We start from the raw sequence: 21,048 nt of genomic DNA on the forward strand, positions 1-21,048 counted from the left end.
CCTGCGACTTTCGCGCATATGCGGGCAAGTGAGCGCCGATGACGCGGCTCGTCGTGGTTGCGCATGGGACTCGGCAGCTGCTCGGCAACGCCGTCGCATCGATCATCGCCAAGCGGGCCGGTCGCGCGCTGGGGATGGAGTCGAAGGCCGCGTACGTCGAGCTCTGCGAGCCGCTGCTGACCGACGTCCTGGCTGACGGGCATCCCTCCGTAGTGGTCCCGCTGCTGCTCTCGACCGGCTATCACATCAAGGTCGACCTGCCGCAGGCCGCCGAAGGGCTGCCGGTGACGATGGGCAGCGCGCTCGGCCCGGATCCGCTGCTCGCCTCGGCGCAGGTCTCCCGGCTGGTCGCGGCGGGTGCTGCGCCCGGCGGGCCGGTGGTTCTGGTCGCTGCCGGCTCCAACGATCCCGATGCTCGCGCCGACATCGCGGCGGCCGGTCTGCTGCTGGAGCAGGCCTGGGGTGGTCCGGTCCGGGTCGCCACGGTCTCCGGCTCCGGCGCTCCGCCCCTCGACCAGGTCGTACGCCCCGGCGACGCCGTCTCGCCCTACCTGCTCGCCCCCGGCTTCTTCTCGGACCTCGTCCGCTCACGCTCCTCGGCTGCGGGCGCGGAGACCGTCGCCGACGTCATCGGCCCGCATCCTGACGTGATCGAGCTCGTCGTACGCCGCGCCTCCGCCCTCCTCGCCGAGGTCGGCGGCGGGCAGGCACAGGTCGGGTAGGCGCGGGGCGTCTGTCCCGCTCGAACCCGCCGAGTCGGCGCAAATGTCCCGGCAGCCCCGCGAGCCCAGGGATTGCCCACCGAGTTACCTCGGTCAGCGCCCACTGCTTTCGCGGAGTTCCGCGAGGGGAGTGAGCGTCTGCCGAGTTACCTCGGTGAGCATCCGCCCGACCGCCGACATCCCACGAGCCCCGGTGACTGCCCACCGAGTTACCTCGGTCAGCATCCGCCCCCGCTCTCTGCCAAGGCCTGCCGAGGGCTGCCGAGGGCTGCCGAGGACCGTCAGGTCGTGTAGTCGGCGTTGATGCGGATGTAGCCGTCGGTGAGGTCGCAGCCGTAGACGGTGAACTCACCCGAGGCGATGCCGAGGTCCACCTCGATGGAGACGTCGTCCCCGGACAGATAAGTCGACAAATCGGCCAGTAGATTTTCGGAGACCTGGGCGGGGTAGGTCTCGGTGCCACCGAAGGCGATGCGTACCTGCTCGGGGGAGACGTCGGTCTCGTCGTGGAGCTTGCCGATCGCCATCGCGACCCGGCCCCAGTTGGGGTCGGCGCCGTGGACGGCGGTCTTGACCAGGGGAGAGTTGACGATGGCCTTGCCGACCCGCTTGGCCTGGGCGTCGTCGCGGGCGCCGCTGACCGAGACCGTGATCAGCTTGGAGGCGCCCTCGCCGTCGGAGGCGATCTTCTTCACCAGCGCGAGCGCGGCGTCGTAGAGCGCCGCTTCGAACTCGCCGAGGTCGACCGCGCCCGCGGCCCCCGAGGCGAAGATCGCGGCGGTGTCTGAGGTCGAGGTGTCGGTGTCGATCGAGACGGCGTTGTAGGTGCGGTCGACGACCCGGCGGAAGGCTGCGTCGAGCTCGGCGGCAGGCACCGCGGCGTCGGTGAAGAAGTAGGTCAGCATCGTGGCCATGTCGGGCTCGAGCATCCCGACGCCCTTCGCGATCCCGGTGATCGTCGCAGCGCCGACGGTCCGGGTCTCGATCTTGGCGATCGTGTCGGTCGTCATGATCGCTGCTGCCGCGGCGTCGAAGTCGGCCGCGCCGGCGGTCCCGACGAGTTTCTCGAGAGCCGGGACGAGCACGTCCATCGGATACTGCACGCCGATAACGCCCGTCGAGGCGACCAGCAGCTCCTCGGGACGGACCCCGACGATCTCGGCCGCCAGGCGGCGTACCTCCGCGGCGTCGGCCTCACCCGTCGGGCCGGTCGCGACGTTCGCGTTCTTGGAGATGGTCACCATCCCGCGGAACGCGGAGACGTCGGAAGCCCGGGAGAGCAGCACCGAGGCGCCGGCGAAGCGGGATCGGGTGAAGACCGCCGCGCTCGTGACCGCGCCCGAGGGGGCGGCGACGACGGCGAAGTCGTCAGCGCCCTCCTTGAGGCCGAGGTTGGCGGTGACTCCGACGAATCCAGCAGGCTGCGACATAGCCGGATTCTATGCGGGGCCGGCCGGTGCCGCCGAGGCATCCCACGGTCGCCGGTTCAGGCCCGCAGCCACGCGAACGCGGCGGCCTCCAGGATCATCCACGACCGAAGTACGCGGCCCACGAACGTGATCACGACGAAGAGCATCAGGTTGGCCTTGAGCGTGCCGTAGACCACGGCGAGGATCGCCAGCGGTGGCAGCCCGCTGAGGGCGGCGACGGCGAGCAGGCCGCCGGCGTAGGCAGGCCGTCCCTGCGTACGCCGTTCCCACTTCTCCATCCGCTGCTGCCACTTCTCGCACGCCATCTTCTTGCGGACGAAGGGGAGGGCAGTGGTGCCGTGGCCGGCGTAGTACCAGACGACCTTGGAGGTGGTCTGGCCGATTCCCGCCACCAGGGCGAGGATCAGGGCGGAGAAGGTCAGGTTCGAGGCAGCCACCGCGAGGTAGGTCTCGAAGTTGATGACGGGGAAGAGGCCTCCGGTGAAGGAGGCGGCGAAGGTCCCGAGAATGAGGTCCATCAGCCGGCCTCTGGACCGCTCAGGGATTGAAACAATTCAACGATTGTGTGTTGGGGGATCACTCGCGAAACCTTAGATGTAATCCGCGTCACCGTGCGACATCGACGGTCACATCCACATTACGGACCGCTCACCGAAATGAGTCCTTTGTCACTTAGACATAGGGGTCACAAGGGTCTTGGGACCGGCTGTCGGAACATCCCCTGCGGTTGGATCGATCAATTGTCCAGGCTCATGATCGATGACCCACTCTGGTGCACGGTACCCCGGTTGGAGGCCTCTTCAACTGGGGTAACGTGCCTGCAATCGGCGAAACTTTTGAAGGGTGTCGGAATGGTTGACGTGGACAAGGTCCTCGATGAGGCGGGGCTGACGAATCCTCATGTGCGGGAGTATGTCTCCTACTGGGCAGGGGTGACCGGAGCCGAGCGGATCGAGGTTGTCAGCGCGGCCGACGACGAGCGGCTCCTCCAGGAGTCGTTGGAGGCTGGTGAGCTGCTCCCGGTGACGGGCGGCCGCTACTACAGCCGTTCCTACAGCAAGGACACCGCGCGCTCCGAGGAGCGCACCGTGGTCGCCACCTCCAACCCGGAGGACAAGGGCGTCTACAACAACTGGAAGCCTGCCGACGAGACCGTCAAAACGCTCACCGAGCGGATGACGGGGGCGTCCAAGGGCAAGACGATGTACGTCATCCCCTACCTGATGGCTCCTGTCGGCTCGCCCCTGGAGGCGTACGCCGCGGGTGTCGAGCTCACCGACAGCCGCCCGGTCGTGCAGCAGATGATCCGGATGGCCCGCGTCGGCATCGACTACATCAACGACCTCGCGGACCCGAGCTCGTTCGTCCGTGCGGTGCACGTGACCGGCGACCTGCCCAACCTGGGTCAGGGCACCGACGCCGACCAGCGTCTGTTCGCGACGGTCGCCGACCGGCGTACGATCCTTCACTACGGCTCTTCCTACGGCGGCAACGCGCTCCTGGGCAAGATCGCCCACGGCCTGCGCCAGGCCTGCTACGACGGCCGCGCCTCCGGCAAGTTCCTGGCCGAGCAGTTCCTGCTGCTGGGCATCAAGGACAAGGAGACCGGCGAGGAGTTCCACGTCGTCGGTGGCTTCCCGTCCGCCTCCGGCAAGACCAACCTCTCGATGACGCTCTCGCCCGACGCCCTCGGTGAGCGTTACGAGGTCACCTTCTACGGCGATGACATCGCCTGGATCTGGGTCGGCGAGGACGGCAAGCTGCGCGCCTTCAACCCGGAGAACGGCGTCTTCGGTGTCGCGAAGGACACCAACGAGAAGACCAACCCGGGCGCCATCAAGGCGATCCTGCCGGGCTCGGGTGCGATCTTCACCAACGTCGCCTACAACGAGAAGACCCAGGAGGTGTGGTGGGAGGGGCTCACCAAGCACCACCCGGACGACCTCGACGGCTGGATCGACTGGAAGGGTGAGCGCATCGCCGACCGGATCGACGACGAGCTGGGCGACCCGTGGGCCCACCCCAACTCCCGCTTCACCACCCCGATCTCGCAGGTCCCCAACGCGGCGCCCGACTTCGACGACGCGGCCGGTGTGCCGATCGACGCGATCATCTTCGGAGGCCGCACCCGTGACCGGGAGCCGCTGATCCGTGCGATCACCGACGTGGCCGAGGGCGTCTACGACGGCCTCACCCTCGGTGCCGAGGCGACCGCCGCGGCCGACGGCCTCGAGGGCGTGCTGCGCTACGACCCGATGTCGATGCGTCCGTTCCTCGCCTACGAGGAGGGCGACTACGCCCGTCACTGGCTCAAGATCATCGGCGAGGCCACCGACAAGCCCGTCTTCGCCCACGTCAACTGGTTCCAGCGTGACGCCGAGGACGGCCACTTCCTGTGGCCCGGCTACCGCGAGAACGTGCGCGCGCTGCTGTGGCTGCTGCAGTTCAAGAAGGGTGAGGTCAAGGGCCAGCAGAGCCCCGTCGGCATCATCCCGACCGAGGACGAGCTCGACCTGCGCGGCCTCGACCTGCCGCAGCGGGACCTCGACCGGATCCTCAACCTCGACCTGAAGCGCTGGAAGCAGGAGATGGGCTTCCGCGAGCAGCACCTCCAGCAGTTCAAGCTGCCCGAGGAGATCTGGGAGGCCCACAAGCGCGTGGCCGCTGCCATCGACGAGGCTGCTCAGGCCTGACGACTCGTCGTTGGTCGAGTTTGACGAGACCGGGGCGGCGTACGGGATTTCTTCCGTGCGCCGCCTTCGGCGTCTCCGAATACTTCTGTTTCCTGCGGGAACATGAACTTTGTGCGGATTTGGAACAGATGCCCGGGCAGACATTTACGTAGCCGATCTCGCGCACCTAGGGTTCCTGCCCGTGACGATCCCCATGGACCAGCCGCTTCGTGCTGCCTCGATCACCGAGGCGTACACGCGGTTCTGGAAGAAGTACGCGACATTCTCGGGTCGCGCCAGCCGCACCGAGCTGCTCTGGCCGATGCTCGTGAACCTTCTGATGCTCATCGTCGTGGTGCTGGCGCGCAACGAGGTGGTGAGCGTTGTGGTCGGTTTGTACGCGCTCGCCGCATTCGTGCCGACCATCGCGCTCGGCGCGCGCCGACTGCACGACATCAACCGATCCGGGTGGTGGCAGCTGGTCCTGATCGTCCCCGTGATCGGTGACATCGTCCTCGCGGTGCTGTGGCTGACTTTCCCGAGCCCGGAGGGTGTCAAGTACGACTTGGCCGCATGAGGGCTCGTAAAATTCCCCTGACTGTTCTCGGGGTTGTCCCGGAATGGCAGGCTATGGGCATGAAGTCCCTCGCAGGAGCCGCGGCGAAGCGGCTCGCCTTCGAGACCCTCGGCTGGCTGCTCGTGGTCGCCGGGATCGCCGCGATGGTGCTGCCGGGTCCGGGTCTGCTCATGCTGTTCGGTGGGTTGGCAGTGCTCTCCCGTCAGTACGCCTGGGCTCGCCGCTATGTCGAGCCGGTCCGTCTCCGGGCCCTGCGCGGGGCTGCCGAGGGCGTCGAGACCTGGCCGCGGATCATCCTGTCCACCCTCGGATCGCTCTCCATCGGCGCCGTCGGCATCGTCTTCCTGGTCAGCCCGCCGGCCCCGCACTGGTGGCCGCTCGAGGCCACCTTCTGGCTGCTCGGTGGCGCCTGGACCGGCGTCACGCTGCTCGGGTCGTGCGCCATCGCCCTCGGCGTTCTCGCGTACTCCTACAAGCGCTTCCACGGCCACCCAGCCGCCCGCCACCAGTTGGACGAGGACATCGAGCACTCGGGTGAGATGAACAAGGTCGCCTAAGCGGGATCATCGCGCGCGCATCCCGATGAAAACATCGACCAACCCATCATGGGTTCGGCAAATGGATGCAAACGACATTCAATGATGCTTGTGAACCCTAAATTTTACGCTTAGTGTGCGGGGGCGGGCCGACGTGTGCGGCTATCCCATCGGGGGGGGGCCGAACAGTGCCCACCTTTCAGAGGCGGGCAGGACCACAGCTGCTTACTTCGAAACGGGATTCCGGAGATGACAAACTCCGTTCGGCGCCTCGCGGCGCGGGCCACGGTTGGTCTGCTCGCGATAGGCACCATCGTCGTTGCGCCCATGAGCGCCAACGCCCTGGTGCAGAACGACTACCTCTTCAACGAGCCCTGGACGCCGGTTGCCCCGGGCAGCGCATCGGGTCCCGACACCAACTCGTTCGACACCGGCAATGCCGCACTCGCCGCCAACAGCACGCTCCCGGCAGCCGGTGGCGACATCGCGGTGACCGCGACCATCGTGCCCGGCGCCGCGCAGAGCCCTGGCACGGAGTACGTCGCTGCCCACGACACCGACCACACTCTGGAGCATGCGAGCGCGGGAACCTTCGCCGGCGCGCCCACGGTGGCGAACCTGCCGGCCTTCCAAGTCGTGACGGGTGCGGCCTGCGGCGGCACGGCTCGGGCTCACCAGAACTACAACACCGTGTGCCCCGACGCCGGCGACCTGACGCTGACCTTCTCGCGGCCGGTGACCAACCCGGTCCTCGACATCAGCGGACTCGGAGGATTCAGCTTCGGGGTTGCTCAGCGGCAAAGTGACGGACGGATCTGGGCTCGAGGGTCGTTCATGTCGACCCGACTCACTGTCACCAGCCCCGGCGTCACCTTCGGCTCCCCGTCGCCCGGTGCGACGAACCTGTCCGTGACCCCGACCACGCTCAACGTCGCGCAGTTCAACGCCAATCCGTTCTGCGACAACGACCGTTCCGCCTTCAGCGGCTTCAACGGCACCCCGGTGCAGTTCCCCAACACCGCGGCGGCCGGCTGCGGATCGGTGACGTTGCAGGGCACCTTCTCCGCCGTGACGTTCAACCTCGAGAACGAGGTGCGCCACTTCCGCGGAATCGCGGGGGCGGGCTCTGCGTACGCGCAGAACTTCAACGACGGCTTCGCCGACGGCACCAACGGGGCCAACTTCAAGATCACCGAGACCCGGCTGCTTCCCAACTTCCCGCCGGCACAGGCGCCCATCACCACCAATGATCGTTTTCACCTCTCTCTACGCCTGCCGATGGGCAGCTTGGGTGACCGGGTCTGGGCAGACGCCGACCGCAACGGCATCCAGGACGAAGGCGAGTCCGGCTTCGCCGGCGTCACCGCGACGCTGGTCGACGAGAACGGCGTTCCTGTGCCCGGAGTGGATCCGGTCGTCACCGACGCCGACGGCAACTACCTCTTCGACGAGCTTCCGCTCGGCACCTACGCCGTCGTGTTCTCGGGCCTTCCAGAGGGTTCGTCCTTCACCGAGACCGACGCCGGCAGCGACGATGCCGCCGACTCCGATGCGGACGCCACGACCGGCATGACCGCGCCGGTGACCCTGACCCAGGCCGCGCCGGACAACCGCACCGTCGACGCCGGGGTGATCGTCCCCGGCAGCCTTGGTGACACCGTGTGGCGCGATGCCGATGCCGACGGTGTCCAGGACGAGGGCGAGGCTGGCGTGCCGGGGGTGACGGCGACGCTGCTCGACGAGAACGGTGACCCGGTCGTCGGTGTCGACCCGGTCGTCACCGACGACGACGGCAAGTATCTGTTCGAAGACCTCCCGCTGGGCACGTACCGCGTCCAGTTCTCCGACTACCCGGCCGGATATGGACCTACGGTTCAGAACGCCGGTGGCGAGGAGGCGACCGACTCCGACGCCGACCCGGCGACCGGGATCTCCGATCCTGTCACCCTCACCGTGCTCGCACCCGACAACCTCGACGTGGACGCCGGACTCCGGCAGGTCGGATCGCTGGGCGACACGGTCTGGCAGGACGTCGATCGCGACGGCGTCCAGGACGAGGGCGAGCCCGGTCTGCCCGGAGCGACGGTCACGTTGCTCGACGGCGACGGCAACCCCGTCGAGGGCGTCGACCCGATCGAGACAGGAGCCGACGGTTCGTACCTCTTCGAGAACCTCCCCCTGGGCGACTACCAGGTCCAGTTCACGATTCCGGACGGGACGACATTCACCCCCGCCGATGCGGGTGACGACACCACCGACTCCGATGCCACGCCTGGCGACGACCCGCTTGTCGGCCGCTCTCCGGTCGTGTCGCTGACCTCCGACGTACCGGACGTCGACACGGTCGACGCCGGTGTCCAGGTGCCCGCCGGCACCGTCGGGGACAGGGTGTGGTTGGACCGGAACCTGGACGGCTTGCAGACCGACGGTGAGCCCGGCGTTGCCGGCATCACGGTCACCCTGCTCGACGCGAATGGCGACCCGGTCGACGGGGTGGACCCCGTCAAGACAGACGACGAGGGCAACTACCTCTTCACCGACCTGCCGATGGGCACCTACTCGGTGAAGTTCTCCGACCTGCCCGACAACCGAACGCTCACCACGCAGGACGCCGGCGGCGACGACACGCTCGACTCCGACGCCAGCCCGAGCGGAACCACCGATCCGGTGACGCTCACCCCGACCGAGCCCGAGAACCGTACGCTCGACGCTGGTCTGACCCCGCTGGGATCGATCGGCGACACGGTGTGGCGCGACGACGACGGCGACGGAGTCCAGGGCGAAGGCGAACCCGGGGTTCCGAACGTCACCGTGATGCTGCTCGACGGCAACGGCGCCCCTGTGCCCGGTGTCGACCCGATGGTCACCGACGAGAACGGCAACTACCGGTTCCCGAACCTGCCCCTGGGTGACTATCAGGTTCAGTTCACGCCGCTCGACGGGACCATCCTCAGCCCGCGAGATGCGGGTGGCGACGACGCCATCGACTCAGACGCCGACCCGAACACAGGAGTCACCTCGACGGTGACCCTGACTGGTGACCAGCCGGACGTCGACACCGTCGACGCCGGGCTGATCCCCTTGGGCTCGCTCGGTGACAAGGTGTGGTTCGACGCAGACGCCGATGGCATCCAGGACGACGGTGAGGCGGGCGTGTCCGGTGTGACGGCCACGCTGCTGGACGAGAACGGCGAACCTGTCGCCGGCGTGGATCCGGTCGTGACGGATGCCGACGGGGCGTACCTCTTCGAGGAGATCCCGATCGGCACCTACTCCGTGCGGTTCACCGACCTGCCGGCCGACCGTGCCTTGACCGCCCAGAACGCCGGGGACGACGATGCCACTGACTCCGATGCCGACCCGACCACCGGCACGACCGGACCGGTCGAGCTGACCGCCGACAAGCCCGACGACCTGACGGTCGACGCGGGTCTGGTGCCGCTCGGCTCGCTCGGCGACAGGGTGTGGATGGACGAGAACAGCAGCGGTGTCCAGGACGACGGCGAACCGGGCGTGCCCGGGGTGACCGTCACCCTGCTGGACAAGGACGGCAAGCCGGTGGAGGGCGTTGACCCGGTCGTCACCGACGCCGAGGGTGCGTACCTCTTCGAGGGCTTGCCGCTGGGCGACTACCAGGTGAAGTTCACCGCGCCGGACGGCACGGCCTTCACCACGGCCGATGCCGGTGACGACGACGGTACCGACTCCGACCCGGGCCGCGACGGCTCGACCGGGATCGTGTCGCTGACACCGGAGAAGCCGGACAACCTCGACGTCGACGCGGGCCTCGTGCCGACGGGCGACATCGGTGACACCGTGTGGCTCGACAACAACGAGAACGGCGTGCAGGACGAGGGCGAGCCCGGTGTCCCGGGTGTGACCGTCACCCTGCTCGACGAGAACGGCGACCCGGTCGAGGGCGTCGATCCCGTGAAGACCGATGACAACGGGAACTACCTGTTCCCCGACGTCCCGATCGGCACCTACTCGGTCGAGTTCACAGACCTTCCCAAGGGCCGTGACTTCACCGATCAGGGCGACGATCCTGCCGACCCGAGCGACTCGAACCCCGACCCGACCACGGGTCGCACCGAGCCGTTCACCACGACGGCGGACGCGCCGGACAACCTCACCATCGACGCCGGACTGGTGCCGCTGGGCTCCATCGGTGACACGGTCTGGTCTGATGAGAACGGCGACGGCGTGCAGGACCCGGGCGAGCCGGGTGTCCCGGGTGTCACCGTGACCCTGCTCGACGGCAACGGTGACCCCGTGCCGGGCGTCGCCCCGGTGAAGACGGACGAGAACGGGAACTACGAGTTCCCCGACCTGCCGATGGGCGACTACGTCGTGGAGCTCACACCGCCTCCGGGGAGGACGCTCTCCCCGAAGGACGCCGGTGACGATGACACCGTCGACTCCGACTTCGGACCGAAGACCTCGCGGAGCCCCGTGGTCACCCTGACCCCGGACATGCCGAACACGCCCGACGTCGACGCCGGACTGCTGCCCTCGGGCTCGATCGGTGACAAGGTCTGGCACGACAAGGACCGCGACGGCGTCCAGGACCCTGACGAGCCTGGTATCTCGGGCGTGACGGTCACCTTGCTCGACAAGGACGGTAACCCGGTTCCCGGCGTCGACCCGATCACCACGACGGAGAACGGCGCGTACAAGTTCAGCGACCTTCCGCTCGGTGACTACCGGCTGAAGTTCACACCGCCTGAGGGGATGTCCTTTACCGACGTCGGCATCGGATCGGGCGACAAGGACTCCGACACCGACCCGGCCACTGGCATCACGGGGGTCCACACACTGACCACCGAGACGCCGCATGTGACCCATGTCGATGCAGGCCTGGTCGGCCCAATGCCCAGCCAGCCGGGAGACCCGGGTGATCCTGGTGACCCGGGCAACCCCGCTGACCCGGGCAACCCCGCTGACCCGGGCGATCCCGGTGGTTCCGGGCCCAGCCAGCCCGGCCCCGACGGTGACAACGGGACGGGCGGCACGCTGCCCGACACCGGAGCCTCACTGGGTCTGGTGGCCGGACTGGTCGGTGGCCTCGCCACGCTGATCCTCGGCCTGGTCCTGGTGATCTACGGTCGGCGCAAGAAGGCGGGAACGCTGATCAGTGAGTAGGTGAACCGCACGAGAGGCGCGTCGGCTCTGCCGACGCGCCTCTCTGTGAGTTGAACAAGGTCGTCTGAGTTCGACACTAGGCTCATACCCATGAACGCTCGGGCAACGTTCGCGGTCGCGCTGACTGTACTTCTGGCCACCGCGACCGCAGGCTGTGGTGAGGAACCTGCGAAGGACTTCGCAGGCAAAACTCTCGCCGCAGGCGAGACGCTGAACATGACGTGGGACGCCGGGGCGCGGCGTCCGATCTCGGTCTATCTCCCCATCGGGGTCCTCCGCCTGCGTCTTGACGAGCAGACGGACTATCTCGATGACGGCTCGGAGCACACCTTCGCCGACGTCAGGGCGGAAGACGGCGCCGAGCTGGTCGGGATCGCATGGGATCTCGACGACGTCTCCGCCTACCCGATTGACGTCGACGAGGCTCTCATGGCGATGTCCATGGTGGACCAGTCGGATTTCGTCACGCAGGGTGATCTGCCAGCTGTGATCGATCTTGCCGTCGATGCAGACGACCGCCGCATCGACGTTCCCGCTCTGACGAAGATGGAGGACGGGAGCGACTACGTAGTGGTCGGCGTACCGGAGGGGTCGACGCCGACCTTCGAAGTCACCTTCGACGGTGAGACTCAGGTCGTGGACCTGGCGACGGGGCAGGTCACCGCGGGCCGAGCTGCGCCCCTGGCGTCCCTGGCCCAAGATCGGCCGCCCGGAACCGATCAGTGGCGATACAGTGAGCGGACGACCTGCTCGAACGAAGGCCAGCCGGAGCTGATCGAGGTCGGCTTCGCTTGCGGAGCGGGCCAGGCCCTCGAGCTGCCCTACGTGCGCGGGATCGGCTGGGCAGAGACGACCAACCGGTACGTCCTCCTGGACCTGGGACTGAGCGTCGCGGGAGCCAGGCATGCGGCGGCTGGAATGCCCGGCCTCGCTGTCACTCTGGACGGCGCCAAGGCGATGAAGACGATCGACTACGGCTCAGGCGACACCTTGGTCTTCAGTGCCGCGCCGAACTCGCATCACAAGCTTCGGATCAAGGGCACGCTCGATCCGAGCGTCGGCGATGCCACCATCGACAAGGAGTTGAACGTCGAGACCTGGCGCCTGCGGTAGCCCGCGGTGTGGCGAACGAAAATTCGTTCGCCACAGACGGTGGCAAAGCAGAACGCCGGCTTTGTCCACGTCGTGCTGGCTGTGGGCAAAGCCGGCGATTCAGCTGCGCATGCTCGCCCTGCTACGGCTTGCGGCCGCTCTTGTCGTTGCCTGACCCATCACCCTCTGGTGCGTTCGGAGTCCAGCCGCGGGACGCGTCGGGGTCCAAGACGTCGCTGGCGGTCTCGGTCCAGTCGTCGGTGTAGTCGGCCTGCCAGTCCTGGTCCTGGCCGCCCCGCTTGTCGTCCTTCTTGCCGCCGCGGCCACCGGCTCCTCCAGTCGTGCCGCGACCGCCTCGGCTGCCCGCTCCGGTCGCGCCGCCTCGGGCGCCGGCACCCCGGCCTCCAGCCGCACCGCCACGTGCGCCCGCACCAGCTCCGGCGCCTCGGGCACCGGCCCCGGCTCCTGCACCCGCGCGGGCACCGGCGGCGCCGGCCCTGGCGGCTGCAGACCCAGACCTGGCCGTCGCCGACTTCGACGTCGCGCTGGCCGTCGCTGCCTTGGCGGACCCGGCGGCGAACCTGCTCGCGAGCGCCTTGGCCGCACCGGCACCGAGCAGAGCCCCACCGCCGGCGATGGCGAGCGCGGACATGCCGCTCGTTCCGCCGCCAAGCGGGGCCAGGCCGTCAGCCGTCTCCACCATCGCGTACGACGTCGAGGGCGCGGGAGACCCGTCGGCGTTGACCCACTGGTTGCCGTTCCACTCCGGCTTGTTCTCGGCTTCGTACGCCGCGATGTTCGCCTTCTCCTGAGCGATCAGCTCGTGCCCCATGCCGCCCGGGTAGAGGGTCCCGGAGTTGTACGACGCCATCCGGGCTCGAGCCGCGGCAATGTCGCTGTACGAACCAGGCGATGAGGGGGCCGCCGGGGAACTTCCCGGGTCGGAATTGGGCTCGTCCGTGATCGCACGCACTGGGGGCTCGGCTGTGTAGTTGTCTTCGTCGACCACCTGGATCTGCTTGGCGGCCGCCGCCTCGGCATCCGCGATCGCCTGCTCTCGGGCGGCGTGGGCCGCGCGGTCCGTCTGAAGCGCCTTCTGGTTCTGGACCGCCTGAGCAGAGTCGATGCCTGTGCCGGTCAACGCGTACTTCGGGCTCGAGGGGTCAGGCGCCGGGCCGTGGTTGGTAGGGAGGGAGACCTCGAGTTGGGCGAGTTTCTCCTTGGCGGTGCGGGTCGTTCCCTGAGCCTGACCGAGCGCCTGGATAGCTGATTCCAACTGGGCGACCTTGTGGCTCAACTTTTGGGCGGACTCCGTAAACGCCCTTTGGGCGGCCTCCGTGGTGAGCGACGTCTCCTCGAATGCTTTCGGCAGGTTCTTGGCTGCGGCCTCGAGGTCCTGGGCTACGCGGCGCATCGTTCTGGCCGCCTGCTCCCAGTCTTTCAGGCGAGCTTCGACGTCGTCGGGATTCGCCTTGGCGACGTACTCCGTGAGCACAGACATCATCGGGCCTTTGACAGCAGACATTGGTCAGCCCTCCCGATTCTGGCCATACTCGGAGCGAGACGCGATCTCTTCGAGTGTCTCGCCGGACAGTGGGAAGAACGGCAAAGGGATGTCAGGCAAGTTGAGGCGATCGTCCTTCATCAAGTTCTCGAAGAACGGCTTGCTGATCAGGTCGGCTGCCGTGTCCAACCTGCGAAAAGCCGCCCCCGCATCGGCGTCCGCCTTCTTTGCCTCGCGCACAGCGTCATCCAGACCGTCAACGAAGTTGACAAGCGCCTCGTTGGTTTCTGAGAGGGTCGAGTTGATCCGGTCCGTCGCTCGGTTCATGAGCTTTTCAAGTCGGCTCCCAGTGGCGCTGCCGCCTAGGGACTCGGCTGCTGGCTTGTCGACGTGGACCTTATAGATCTCGTCCTTCGACTCCATTAGAACAGCCTTGATCCGGTTGACAACGGCCTCGTCGGCACCAGTAGTTCTAGGTCCTGCCATGTCGGCCCCCCCGAGTATGTACAAGCGGTGGGCAAAGTCTAGACACCTTGCCACGGATCGTCACCGGGCAATGTCAACGGCGACGAGCCACTATCCTCTCCGACATGACTGGATCTCGGACGCTTTTGTCCCGACGCCTCGCTCTGTCTGCCGTGTCGATCGTGGCCGCGTTCGTACTCTGCTCATGTGGCGACGCGGACGACCCGTCCGGCCCCGAGACGACGTCGAGTCCGTCAAGTCCGGAAGCCACGGAGTCTCAGGCCGAGCCGGGGTCCGAGGGGGTCGTAGCTGAAGTCGACGGGGCTCAGCTCACGGCCCCAGACGGGTGGACCGTCGTGATGGAGGATGGAAGCCCTGTCATCGGGGCGCCCAAGGACGCCGGCGGCTATTCGCCCGGCTTCGGGGTTTTCGATGCAGACATGACGCTTCTAGCGAACACAGATGAGTTGGCTGCAACCGCCCTCAAAGTCCTCAAAGGCTCTAGGCCAGACGCCAAGCGCCTCCCCGACGTCGAGTTCGGGGGTGTGACCTTCTATCACCTGCGCAGCACGAACGACGTCAACTCCTACGACGAGTATGGCTCGGTGATCGGGGACTCAGAGGCCAGCGTGGCGTGGACGTTCCTCAACGACTTCGCCAGCCGAGAACAGATCGACGAGATGATCAACCAGGTGATGCCGACGTTCAAGTTCGAGGGCTGAGGGATCAGGACGCGTTACATCGGCCGACTCGGCGGAGTCCTCGGATCAGCATTGGCTGTCGCTGTACTTGCTGGCTGTGGCAGCGCTTCTGATGACCCAGCCAAGACCGCGGACCCGTGACGGTGGCGTGGGCGTTCAACGCTGGGCTCGCAACCCGTGAGCAGATCGATGGGTATATCAACTAGGTGATGCCGACCTTCGTGTTCACGGGCTGAGCGGGACGCGCCGGAGTCGTTGGCGGCGTCGCCTGAAGAGCGCGGCGGGGAACGCGGGTAGGCCAGAACTGAGGTCGCTCAGAATCTGGCCCGACGGTCGCCGTTGTGGCGGGCATGGTCGACATCGAACCGGGTGTGACGCTGAAGGTCGATGACCTCTCAGCGTCACACCCGCTTCAATTGTCCGACTGCGCCTGACTCTTTGCCGACCCCGAACCCACCTGGTAACCCGCGTTTGAGATTGAAGGCATACCCGTGCCTGGCGACATCGGGACTCCAGCGAACAGTTCGTCGAAGTTCCACTTGCTGTTCATCATGCCGGTGTCACCGAAAGATTTCGCCACCTTGTTGACCGCGGATGCCGCGTCTCCGATCGCGCCCATGATGTCGTCCAGTGTGCCGTTCAAGGCGCGAATTGACCTGATCAGACCCTTCACGAAGTTGCCGATCTTCGCTGCCCACTCTGCGACCTTGGCGACGATCTCGGCGATCGCCTTCGGTGCGAGCGCTACGCTCAGGATCTGAGCCGCCTTGGAGATGCCATACCCGATGAGTTGCGAGAGAGCGTCTCGTACCAGTTCCCGAACGCCGGCAACGATTGATCCCGCGAGGTCGACCATGGCCGCGACGCCGTCCGTCACCTTCGCGAAGCCCTGAATGACCTCCATCTGTGCTCGGACGGCGGCTCGGTAGGCGGAGACTGCCATGCCATCCCAGTCTGCCGCTGCAAGGTCGGCAGAACGCCAGAAGTTGGCTGCGCAGTCATCAATCCGGCCCGAGACATTCCGCCACGAGTCAGCGAAGGCCCGGATCTGGTCTGGATCGCCTGCGAGCTGATCCATCCAGTCAGGGAATGGGCGCATGTGTTCAATGACCCAGCCAATGCCGGCAGAAATGAGTGCACCCGCGGGATCAGCGATCGCCCCGAGCGTCTCCAACGCAGTGGCGACGCCCATGATCGATGCCTCGACCCAGTCACCCCGACCGGCGGCATCTGCCACGCCGACCAGCGACTCGATGGGCCCAAGGGCGGTGGCCCAGGTCTCGCTGTCTTGCTTGGCGACAATAAGTTCGTTACCGCTCATCGGAGGGACTTCTCGAACGTGTTGAGGGCTGAACCAACGAGCTCGTCAGCCTCTTCGATGACCTTTGCGGCGACGCGTAGCTGCCCTGCGGTTGCGCCGATGCTTGCGACAGCCCCCGCGGCCGCGGCTATGCCAGCGGTTTGCACGGGCACCATGGCAGCGCCGATGAAAGAGCAGAGGATCCCGTACGCATCCCCGGAGGTTGTGATGGTGCTTCCCGCTTGGACAGCCGCGTAAGCGTCGCCAGCGATCTCGTCGAGTTGGCTGGCATGCTTTCGCATGTCGTCGACGACGACGTCGATGTTGTCGCTCACTGCCAGCCTCCTCGAGTGGACTTCTCGTCGGATGGCGGGGGAAACATCTCGGCATATTGGCGAGTGAACTCCCCTGCGGTCTCTGACCCCTGGCCGAAGCTGTCTGCTGCGAGTTCAGCCACTCGTTGACTGAGTTGTCCTTGCGCGTTGGCGTTGGCCTCCAGAACAGCAGATCGGATCTGGTCCAGCGACGCGTTGTTGAGACCCGATAGGAGCTCGATGTTGACTAGCGCCCCGGTATTACTGAGGGTGACCTCAGCGCCGGCGCGGGACCTTCCCGTTACCTTGAGGTTGGCGACGTTATCGGCGTAGCGCTGGGCTTGCTCGGCCTTCTGCTGCGCCTGAGCAACCAGCCGATCGACGGATGCGAGCGCATCGTCTGCGTTGTTGAACACGAGTTCCCCCGGGCTAAGTGGTGAGGCTCGGGAACGCACGTCAGCAGCGCCCGAGATGACCCGGCGATCTTCTTACGATCGTGTGGAGAGTTCAAGGACAAACCGGTGGCTTCGACTAGTCCAGCGTGCCGCCACCACTGGCCTGGCCGTGTGACAAACTCAACGCCCATGAGCGAGACACTCACTCCTAACCCCGCCATCCGGGTCGTTTTCGGGGGCCTTGCCCTCTTCGTCTGGGCCGGTGCCGTGGGAGTCGTTCGGCCGCTGGTCACGGGCGAGCAGGGATGGACCTTGACGACGATGATCGGTGTTCCGATCTTGGTCGTGATGTGTATCGGAACGGCGTTCGGTGTCATCGCCTCGTGGACCAACACGGTGCGGGTCGACCGGGATGCGAACGAGATCCACCAGAGGGCCGGATGGGTCACGCACAAGATTTCTCTAGCTGCCCCGACGACGGTACGGCTGACGCACACGCCGGTTGCCTTCGGATCGACGGTCTCGCCCACGTGGACAGTGGTCGTCCAACGAGCAGGCGAGGTGACGATGCGGATAAACACGCCGTGGGTGCGGAACATCAACGATGTACTCGCACTTCTTCGTCCATTCTTGGAAACGAACCCGGACCTGCCGGCGGACGATTTCACCCGAAGGTATCTGGAGCACCCAGAGGCGGAGCTGCGTCCGTCATCAGACTGACGCGACAAGGCACATCAAACGGCCTGCTGTGCCGTGACGACTCCTGTCGGTGGGGCCCGATAGGTTGCGGTCTGTGGTCGTACATCTGCACCGCGCGCCGCGGACCGATCTGCTCGCTGACTCGCTCGGCGAGCTGTTGTCGGTGCCGTCGGAGGATCCGTTCGCGACCGAGGTCGTGGTGGTGCCGGCGCGGGGGGTGGAGCGGTGGTTGTCGCAGCGGCTCTCGCATCGGCTGGGGGCTGCGGCGGGGCGTACGGACGGGATCTGCGCGGCCGTCGACTTCCGGTCTCCCTGGTCGCTGTTCGCCGAGGTCGTGGGCACGGGGGACGAGGATCCCTGGGCGCCGGAGTCCCTGACCTGGCCGGTGCTGGCGGCGATCGACGCGTCCCTGGACGAGCCGTGGGCGAGGTCGCTCGCGCTGCATCTGGGGCACGGGGATGCGACGGAGGAAGGCGTACGTCGGCGGGGGCGGCGACTGTCACTGGCCCGGCGGCTGGCGCGGTTGTTCGCTGCGTACGCGGACCAGCGGCCGGCGGTGGTCGCCGACTGGAGCGCGGGGCGGGACACCGACGGGCTCGGGGGCGAGATCGCCGAGGATCTGGCGTGGCAGCCGCCGCTGTGGCGGGCCGTCTCCGAGCTGGTCGGCGGGCCGACGCCGGTGGAGCGGCAGGCGGCGACGGTCGCACGGCTGAAGGAGAAGCCCCGGGAGTTCGAGCTGCCGGAACGGGTCTCGTTGTTCGGGCACACCCGGCTCTCGGTGACCGACATCGAGCTCGTCGCGGCGTTGGGGGAGCACCGGGAGGTGCACCTGTGGCTGCCGCATCCCTCCGAGGCTCTCTGGGAGGCACTCGCCGGGCTGGACGGGACGGTCGCGCGGACGGCGGACCGGTCACACGATGCGGTCGGGCATCCGTTGCTGGCGACGTTGGGGCGGGATACGCGGGAGCTGCAGAGAGGTCTGGCGGGGATCGCTCCTCAGAGCGACTGTGTTGGTTTCGACACGCTCGCTCGCCCTCGGGGTCTGAACGAAGTGGCCCCAACCAGCGACGGGGGGTTGCTCGGGTGGCTGCAGGAGGACATCCGGGGCAACACGGTCGGCGAGAGTGGCGGACGGGTGATCGTGCCCGGGGACCGCTCGATCCAGGTGCATGCTTGCCACGGCATCGAGCGGCAGGTGGAGGTGCTTCGGGAAGTGCTGTTGGGACTGCTCGAGGACGACCCGACGCTGGAACCGCGGGACGTGCTCGTGATGTGTCCCGACATCGAGACCTTCGCGCCGCTGATCGAGGCCGGGTTCGGGCTGGGGGAGATGACCGGCGAGACCGGGCACCCCGGCCACCGGCTGCGGGTCAAGCTGGCGGACCGGTCGTTGACGCGTACCAACCCGCTCCTGGACGTGGCCACCCGGCTGCTCGACCTGGCCGGAGGCCGGGCGGGGGTGAGCGACGTACTCGATCTTGCTCACCTCGATCCGGTGCGGCGCCGGTTCGGGCTCAACGACGATGCGCTGGAGCAGCTCGAGGACTGGGCCAAGGATGCCGGGATCAGATGGGGCTTCGATGCGGAGCACCGCGAGCCCTTCGGGCTGGAGACGTACGTCGCCAACACCTGGCGCTTCGGGATGGACCGGATCCTCACCGGAGTGGCGATGTCCGAGGACTCCGCGACCTGGCTCGACACGACGCTGCCGCTCGACGACGTGGGGAGCGGGTCGGTCGAGCTGGCCGGGAAGTTCGCCGAGCTCGTCGACCGGCTGCAGGCGGTGACCGACGAGCTGGCCGGCGTGCACCCGCTGGAGCACTGGCTGAAGGTCATCGAGGAGGGCGTCGCCGCGCTGACGTCGGTCTCGGTGAACGATGACTGGCAGTCGGGCCAGGTGACCCGGGAGCTGTCACAGGTTCGGGACGCAGCCAAGGGCCACGAGGTGGACGAGCTGCGCCTGCCCGACGTTCGAGCGCTGCTGGGCGCGCGGCTGGCAGGCCGGGCGACGCGCGCCAACTTCCGCACCGGGACGTTGACCGTGTCCACGCTGGTGCCGATGCGGTCGGTGCCCCACCGGGTGGTCTGCCTGCTCGGCATCGACGACGGGGTGTTCCCGAGGGTCGGGATCACCGACGGCGACGACCTGCTGGCTCGTGACCCGCAGACCGGCGAGCGCGACCTGCGCAGCGAGGACCGGCAGCTGTTCCTCGATGCGCTGCTGGCGGCGACCGAGACGCTGGTGGTGACCTACACGGGCGCCAACGAGTACTCGGGGCAGCCGCGGCCGCCTGCGGTGCCGCTCGGGGAGCTGCTGGACGCGTTGGACGCGACCGCTGTCTGCGAAGACGGGAGACCGGTCTCGGAGATGGTGACGACCAGGCATCCGCTGCAGCCGTTCGACCCGCGCAACCTGACGCCCGGGGCGCTGGTGGCGGACCATCCGTTCTCGTTCGACAGGGCCGCCGAGGCCGGCGCCGTCGCCGCGCTGTCCGACCGCGTCGAGCCGCCGGAGCTCCTGCCCGCACCGCTGGCGCCGACCGCGGCTGGAGACCTGACGCTCGAGGAGCTGCTCGCCTTCTACCGCGCGCCCGTGCGCGCTTTCTTCCGTGACCGCCTGGAGCTGTCGCTGCCGCGGGATGACGACCCGCTCTCCGACGCGCTGCCGGTCGAGCTCGACGGGCTGGGCCAGTGGTCGGTGGGCGACCGGCTGCTCCACGACCTGCTCGCCGGGATGTCGGAGGAGCAGGCGGTCCAGCAGGAGTGGCGCCGCGGCGTACTTCCTCCGAAGTGGCTCGGCTGGCGCATCCTCACCGACGTGATCACCAAGGCGAAGCCGATCGCGGCCGAGGCGCTCCGGGTGCGCCACGCGGGCATCTCCACGGGACAGGCGCGGGCCGTCGACGTCGAGGTCGACCTCGGCGGGGGGCGGCGGCTGACCGGCACCGTCCCGCAGGTCTTCGGCGACCGGCTCGCCCCTGTGACGTACTCACGTCTGGGTGCCAAGCAGCGGATCGAGTCGTGGGTGCAGCTGGTCGCGTTGGCAGCCGCCGACGAGGATCGAGCCTGGAGCGCCTGGACCCTGGGGCGTCCGGGCAACTCGAGATCACGTACGCCGTTCGGGCTCTCCCAGCTCGGCCCGCTCGACCACACCGCGATCGACGTGCTCCGTGACCTGGTGCGGCTGCGCGACCGAGGGCTCACCGCGCCGCTGCCGTTGCCGCTCAAGACCTCCTTCGCCTACGCGCGCCAGCGGCGCACCCAGGCCGGGATCGACGACGCGCTGTACAAGGCCGGCTGGGAGTGGAACGACGGCCGGTTCGAGGGTGAGGAGTCCGACGTGGAGCAGGTGCGAGCCTGGGGCACCGGGTCCGGGATCCCAGGACTGGGCGATCCTCCCGGGTCCGGCGAGGAGTTCGACGGAGAGACGTCCCGCTTCGGGGCGCTGGCGATGCGGGTCTGGTCGCCGTTGCTCACGGCAGAGCAGGGGAGCTGGTGA

The 21,048-nt window shown here is 67.5% G+C and carries 16 protein-coding genes; 9 read left to right on the forward strand and 7 right to left on the reverse strand.

Annotated features, from left to right (window positions below):
- Positions 1-38 precede the first annotated feature (38 nt).
- The gene (locus IEY84_RS11815) at positions 39-722 is read left to right on the forward strand and encodes a sirohydrochlorin chelatase (protein WP_183547372.1); all 684 of its coding nucleotides are present in this window, start codon (positions 39-41) and stop codon (positions 720-722) included.
- Positions 723-1,003: 281 nt separating this feature from the next.
- On the opposite strand, the gene argJ is transcribed toward IEY84_RS11815, so the two are convergent.
- Both argJ and IEY84_RS11825 read right to left on the reverse strand, forming a co-directional pair.
- On the reverse strand, positions 1,004-2,152 hold the full coding sequence (gene argJ / locus IEY84_RS11820) for a bifunctional glutamate N-acetyltransferase/amino-acid acetyltransferase ArgJ (RefSeq protein ID WP_183547375.1): 1,149 nt from the start codon (positions 2,150-2,152) through the stop codon (positions 1,004-1,006).
- A gap of 56 nt (positions 2,153-2,208) precedes the next feature.
- A complete protein-coding gene (locus tag IEY84_RS11825; protein ID WP_183547378.1) occupies positions 2,209-2,670 on the reverse strand; it encodes a hypothetical protein in 462 nt (153 codons plus the stop codon).
- A gap of 333 nt (positions 2,671-3,003) precedes the next feature.
- Between IEY84_RS11825 and IEY84_RS11830 the strand changes: the two genes are divergently transcribed.
- The 5 genes from IEY84_RS11830 to IEY84_RS11850 all read left to right on the forward strand — a co-directional run bounded on the left by IEY84_RS11830 (position 3,004) and on the right by IEY84_RS11850 (position 12,192).
- Positions 3,004-4,845 (forward strand): phosphoenolpyruvate carboxykinase (GTP), encoded by a 1,842-nt coding sequence (locus IEY84_RS11830; protein WP_183547381.1) that lies wholly within the window; start codon positions 3,004-3,006, stop codon positions 4,843-4,845.
- 181 nt (positions 4,846-5,026) lie between these two features.
- Complete coding sequence (locus tag IEY84_RS11835; protein ID WP_229788608.1) at positions 5,027-5,401, forward strand: DUF805 domain-containing protein; 375 nt, start codon at positions 5,027-5,029, stop codon at positions 5,399-5,401.
- Positions 5,402-5,460: 59 nt separating this feature from the next.
- A complete protein-coding gene (locus tag IEY84_RS11840; protein WP_183547384.1) occupies positions 5,461-5,958 on the forward strand; it encodes a PGPGW domain-containing protein in 498 nt (165 codons plus the stop codon).
- Between the two features lie 228 nt (positions 5,959-6,186).
- Positions 6,187-11,079 (forward strand): SdrD B-like domain-containing protein, encoded by a 4,893-nt coding sequence (locus tag IEY84_RS11845; RefSeq protein WP_183547387.1) that lies wholly within the window; start codon positions 6,187-6,189, stop codon positions 11,077-11,079.
- A 90-nt stretch (positions 11,080-11,169) separates the two neighbouring features.
- Positions 11,170-12,192, forward strand: a complete 1,023-nt coding sequence (locus IEY84_RS11850; protein WP_183547390.1) for a hypothetical protein — start codon at positions 11,170-11,172, stop codon at positions 12,190-12,192.
- A gap of 121 nt (positions 12,193-12,313) precedes the next feature.
- Here IEY84_RS11850 and IEY84_RS11855 read toward each other — a convergent pair whose 3' ends face one another.
- The gene (locus tag IEY84_RS11855; protein WP_183547393.1) at positions 12,314-13,672 is read right to left on the reverse strand and encodes a hypothetical protein; all 1,359 of its coding nucleotides are present in this window, start codon (positions 13,670-13,672) and stop codon (positions 12,314-12,316) included.
- A gap of 27 nt (positions 13,673-13,699) precedes the next feature.
- Complete coding sequence (locus tag IEY84_RS11860) at positions 13,700-14,098, reverse strand: hypothetical protein (RefSeq protein ID WP_183547395.1); 399 nt, start codon at positions 14,096-14,098, stop codon at positions 13,700-13,702.
- A 167-nt stretch (positions 14,099-14,265) separates the two neighbouring features.
- On the opposite strand from IEY84_RS11860, the gene IEY84_RS11865 reads away from it, so the two are divergent.
- Positions 14,266-14,862, forward strand: a complete 597-nt coding sequence (locus IEY84_RS11865; protein ID WP_183547398.1) for a hypothetical protein — start codon at positions 14,266-14,268, stop codon at positions 14,860-14,862.
- Positions 14,863-15,253: 391 nt separating this feature from the next.
- Here the strand turns inward: IEY84_RS11865 and IEY84_RS11870 are convergent, their stop codons facing one another.
- From IEY84_RS11870 to IEY84_RS11880, 3 genes are read right to left on the reverse strand one after another with little or no spacing between them, the layout of a single operon-like run.
- The gene (locus IEY84_RS11870) at positions 15,254-16,162 is read right to left on the reverse strand and encodes a WXG100 family type VII secretion target (RefSeq protein ID WP_183547401.1); all 909 of its coding nucleotides are present in this window, start codon (positions 16,160-16,162) and stop codon (positions 15,254-15,256) included.
- Positions 16,159-16,476: a type VII secretion target gene (locus IEY84_RS11875; RefSeq protein WP_183547404.1), complete on the reverse strand. Its 318-nt coding sequence runs from the start codon at positions 16,474-16,476 to the stop codon at positions 16,159-16,161. The genes IEY84_RS11870 and IEY84_RS11875 overlap by 4 nt, the downstream gene beginning before the upstream one ends.
- Entirely contained in the window at positions 16,473-16,871 is a 399-nt protein-coding gene (locus IEY84_RS11880; RefSeq protein WP_183547407.1) for a YbaB/EbfC family nucleoid-associated protein, read from the reverse strand. Before IEY84_RS11880 ends, IEY84_RS11875 begins: the two co-directional genes overlap by 4 nt.
- Before the next feature lie 168 nt (positions 16,872-17,039).
- Here IEY84_RS11880 and IEY84_RS11885 point away from each other — a divergent pair, with 168 nt between their 5' ends.
- Together IEY84_RS11885 and recC are read left to right on the forward strand one after the other, a co-directional pair.
- Entirely contained in the window at positions 17,040-17,570 is a 531-nt protein-coding gene (locus IEY84_RS11885; protein ID WP_183547410.1) for a hypothetical protein, read from the forward strand.
- A gap of 73 nt (positions 17,571-17,643) precedes the next feature.
- Complete coding sequence (recC, locus tag IEY84_RS11890; protein WP_183547413.1) at positions 17,644-21,048, forward strand: exodeoxyribonuclease V subunit gamma; 3,405 nt, start codon at positions 17,644-17,646, stop codon at positions 21,046-21,048.

This window comes from Nocardioides albus (assembly GCF_014648255.1).
GTDB classification, from domain to species: domain Bacteria; phylum Actinomycetota; class Actinomycetes; order Propionibacteriales; family Nocardioidaceae; genus Nocardioides; species Nocardioides albus.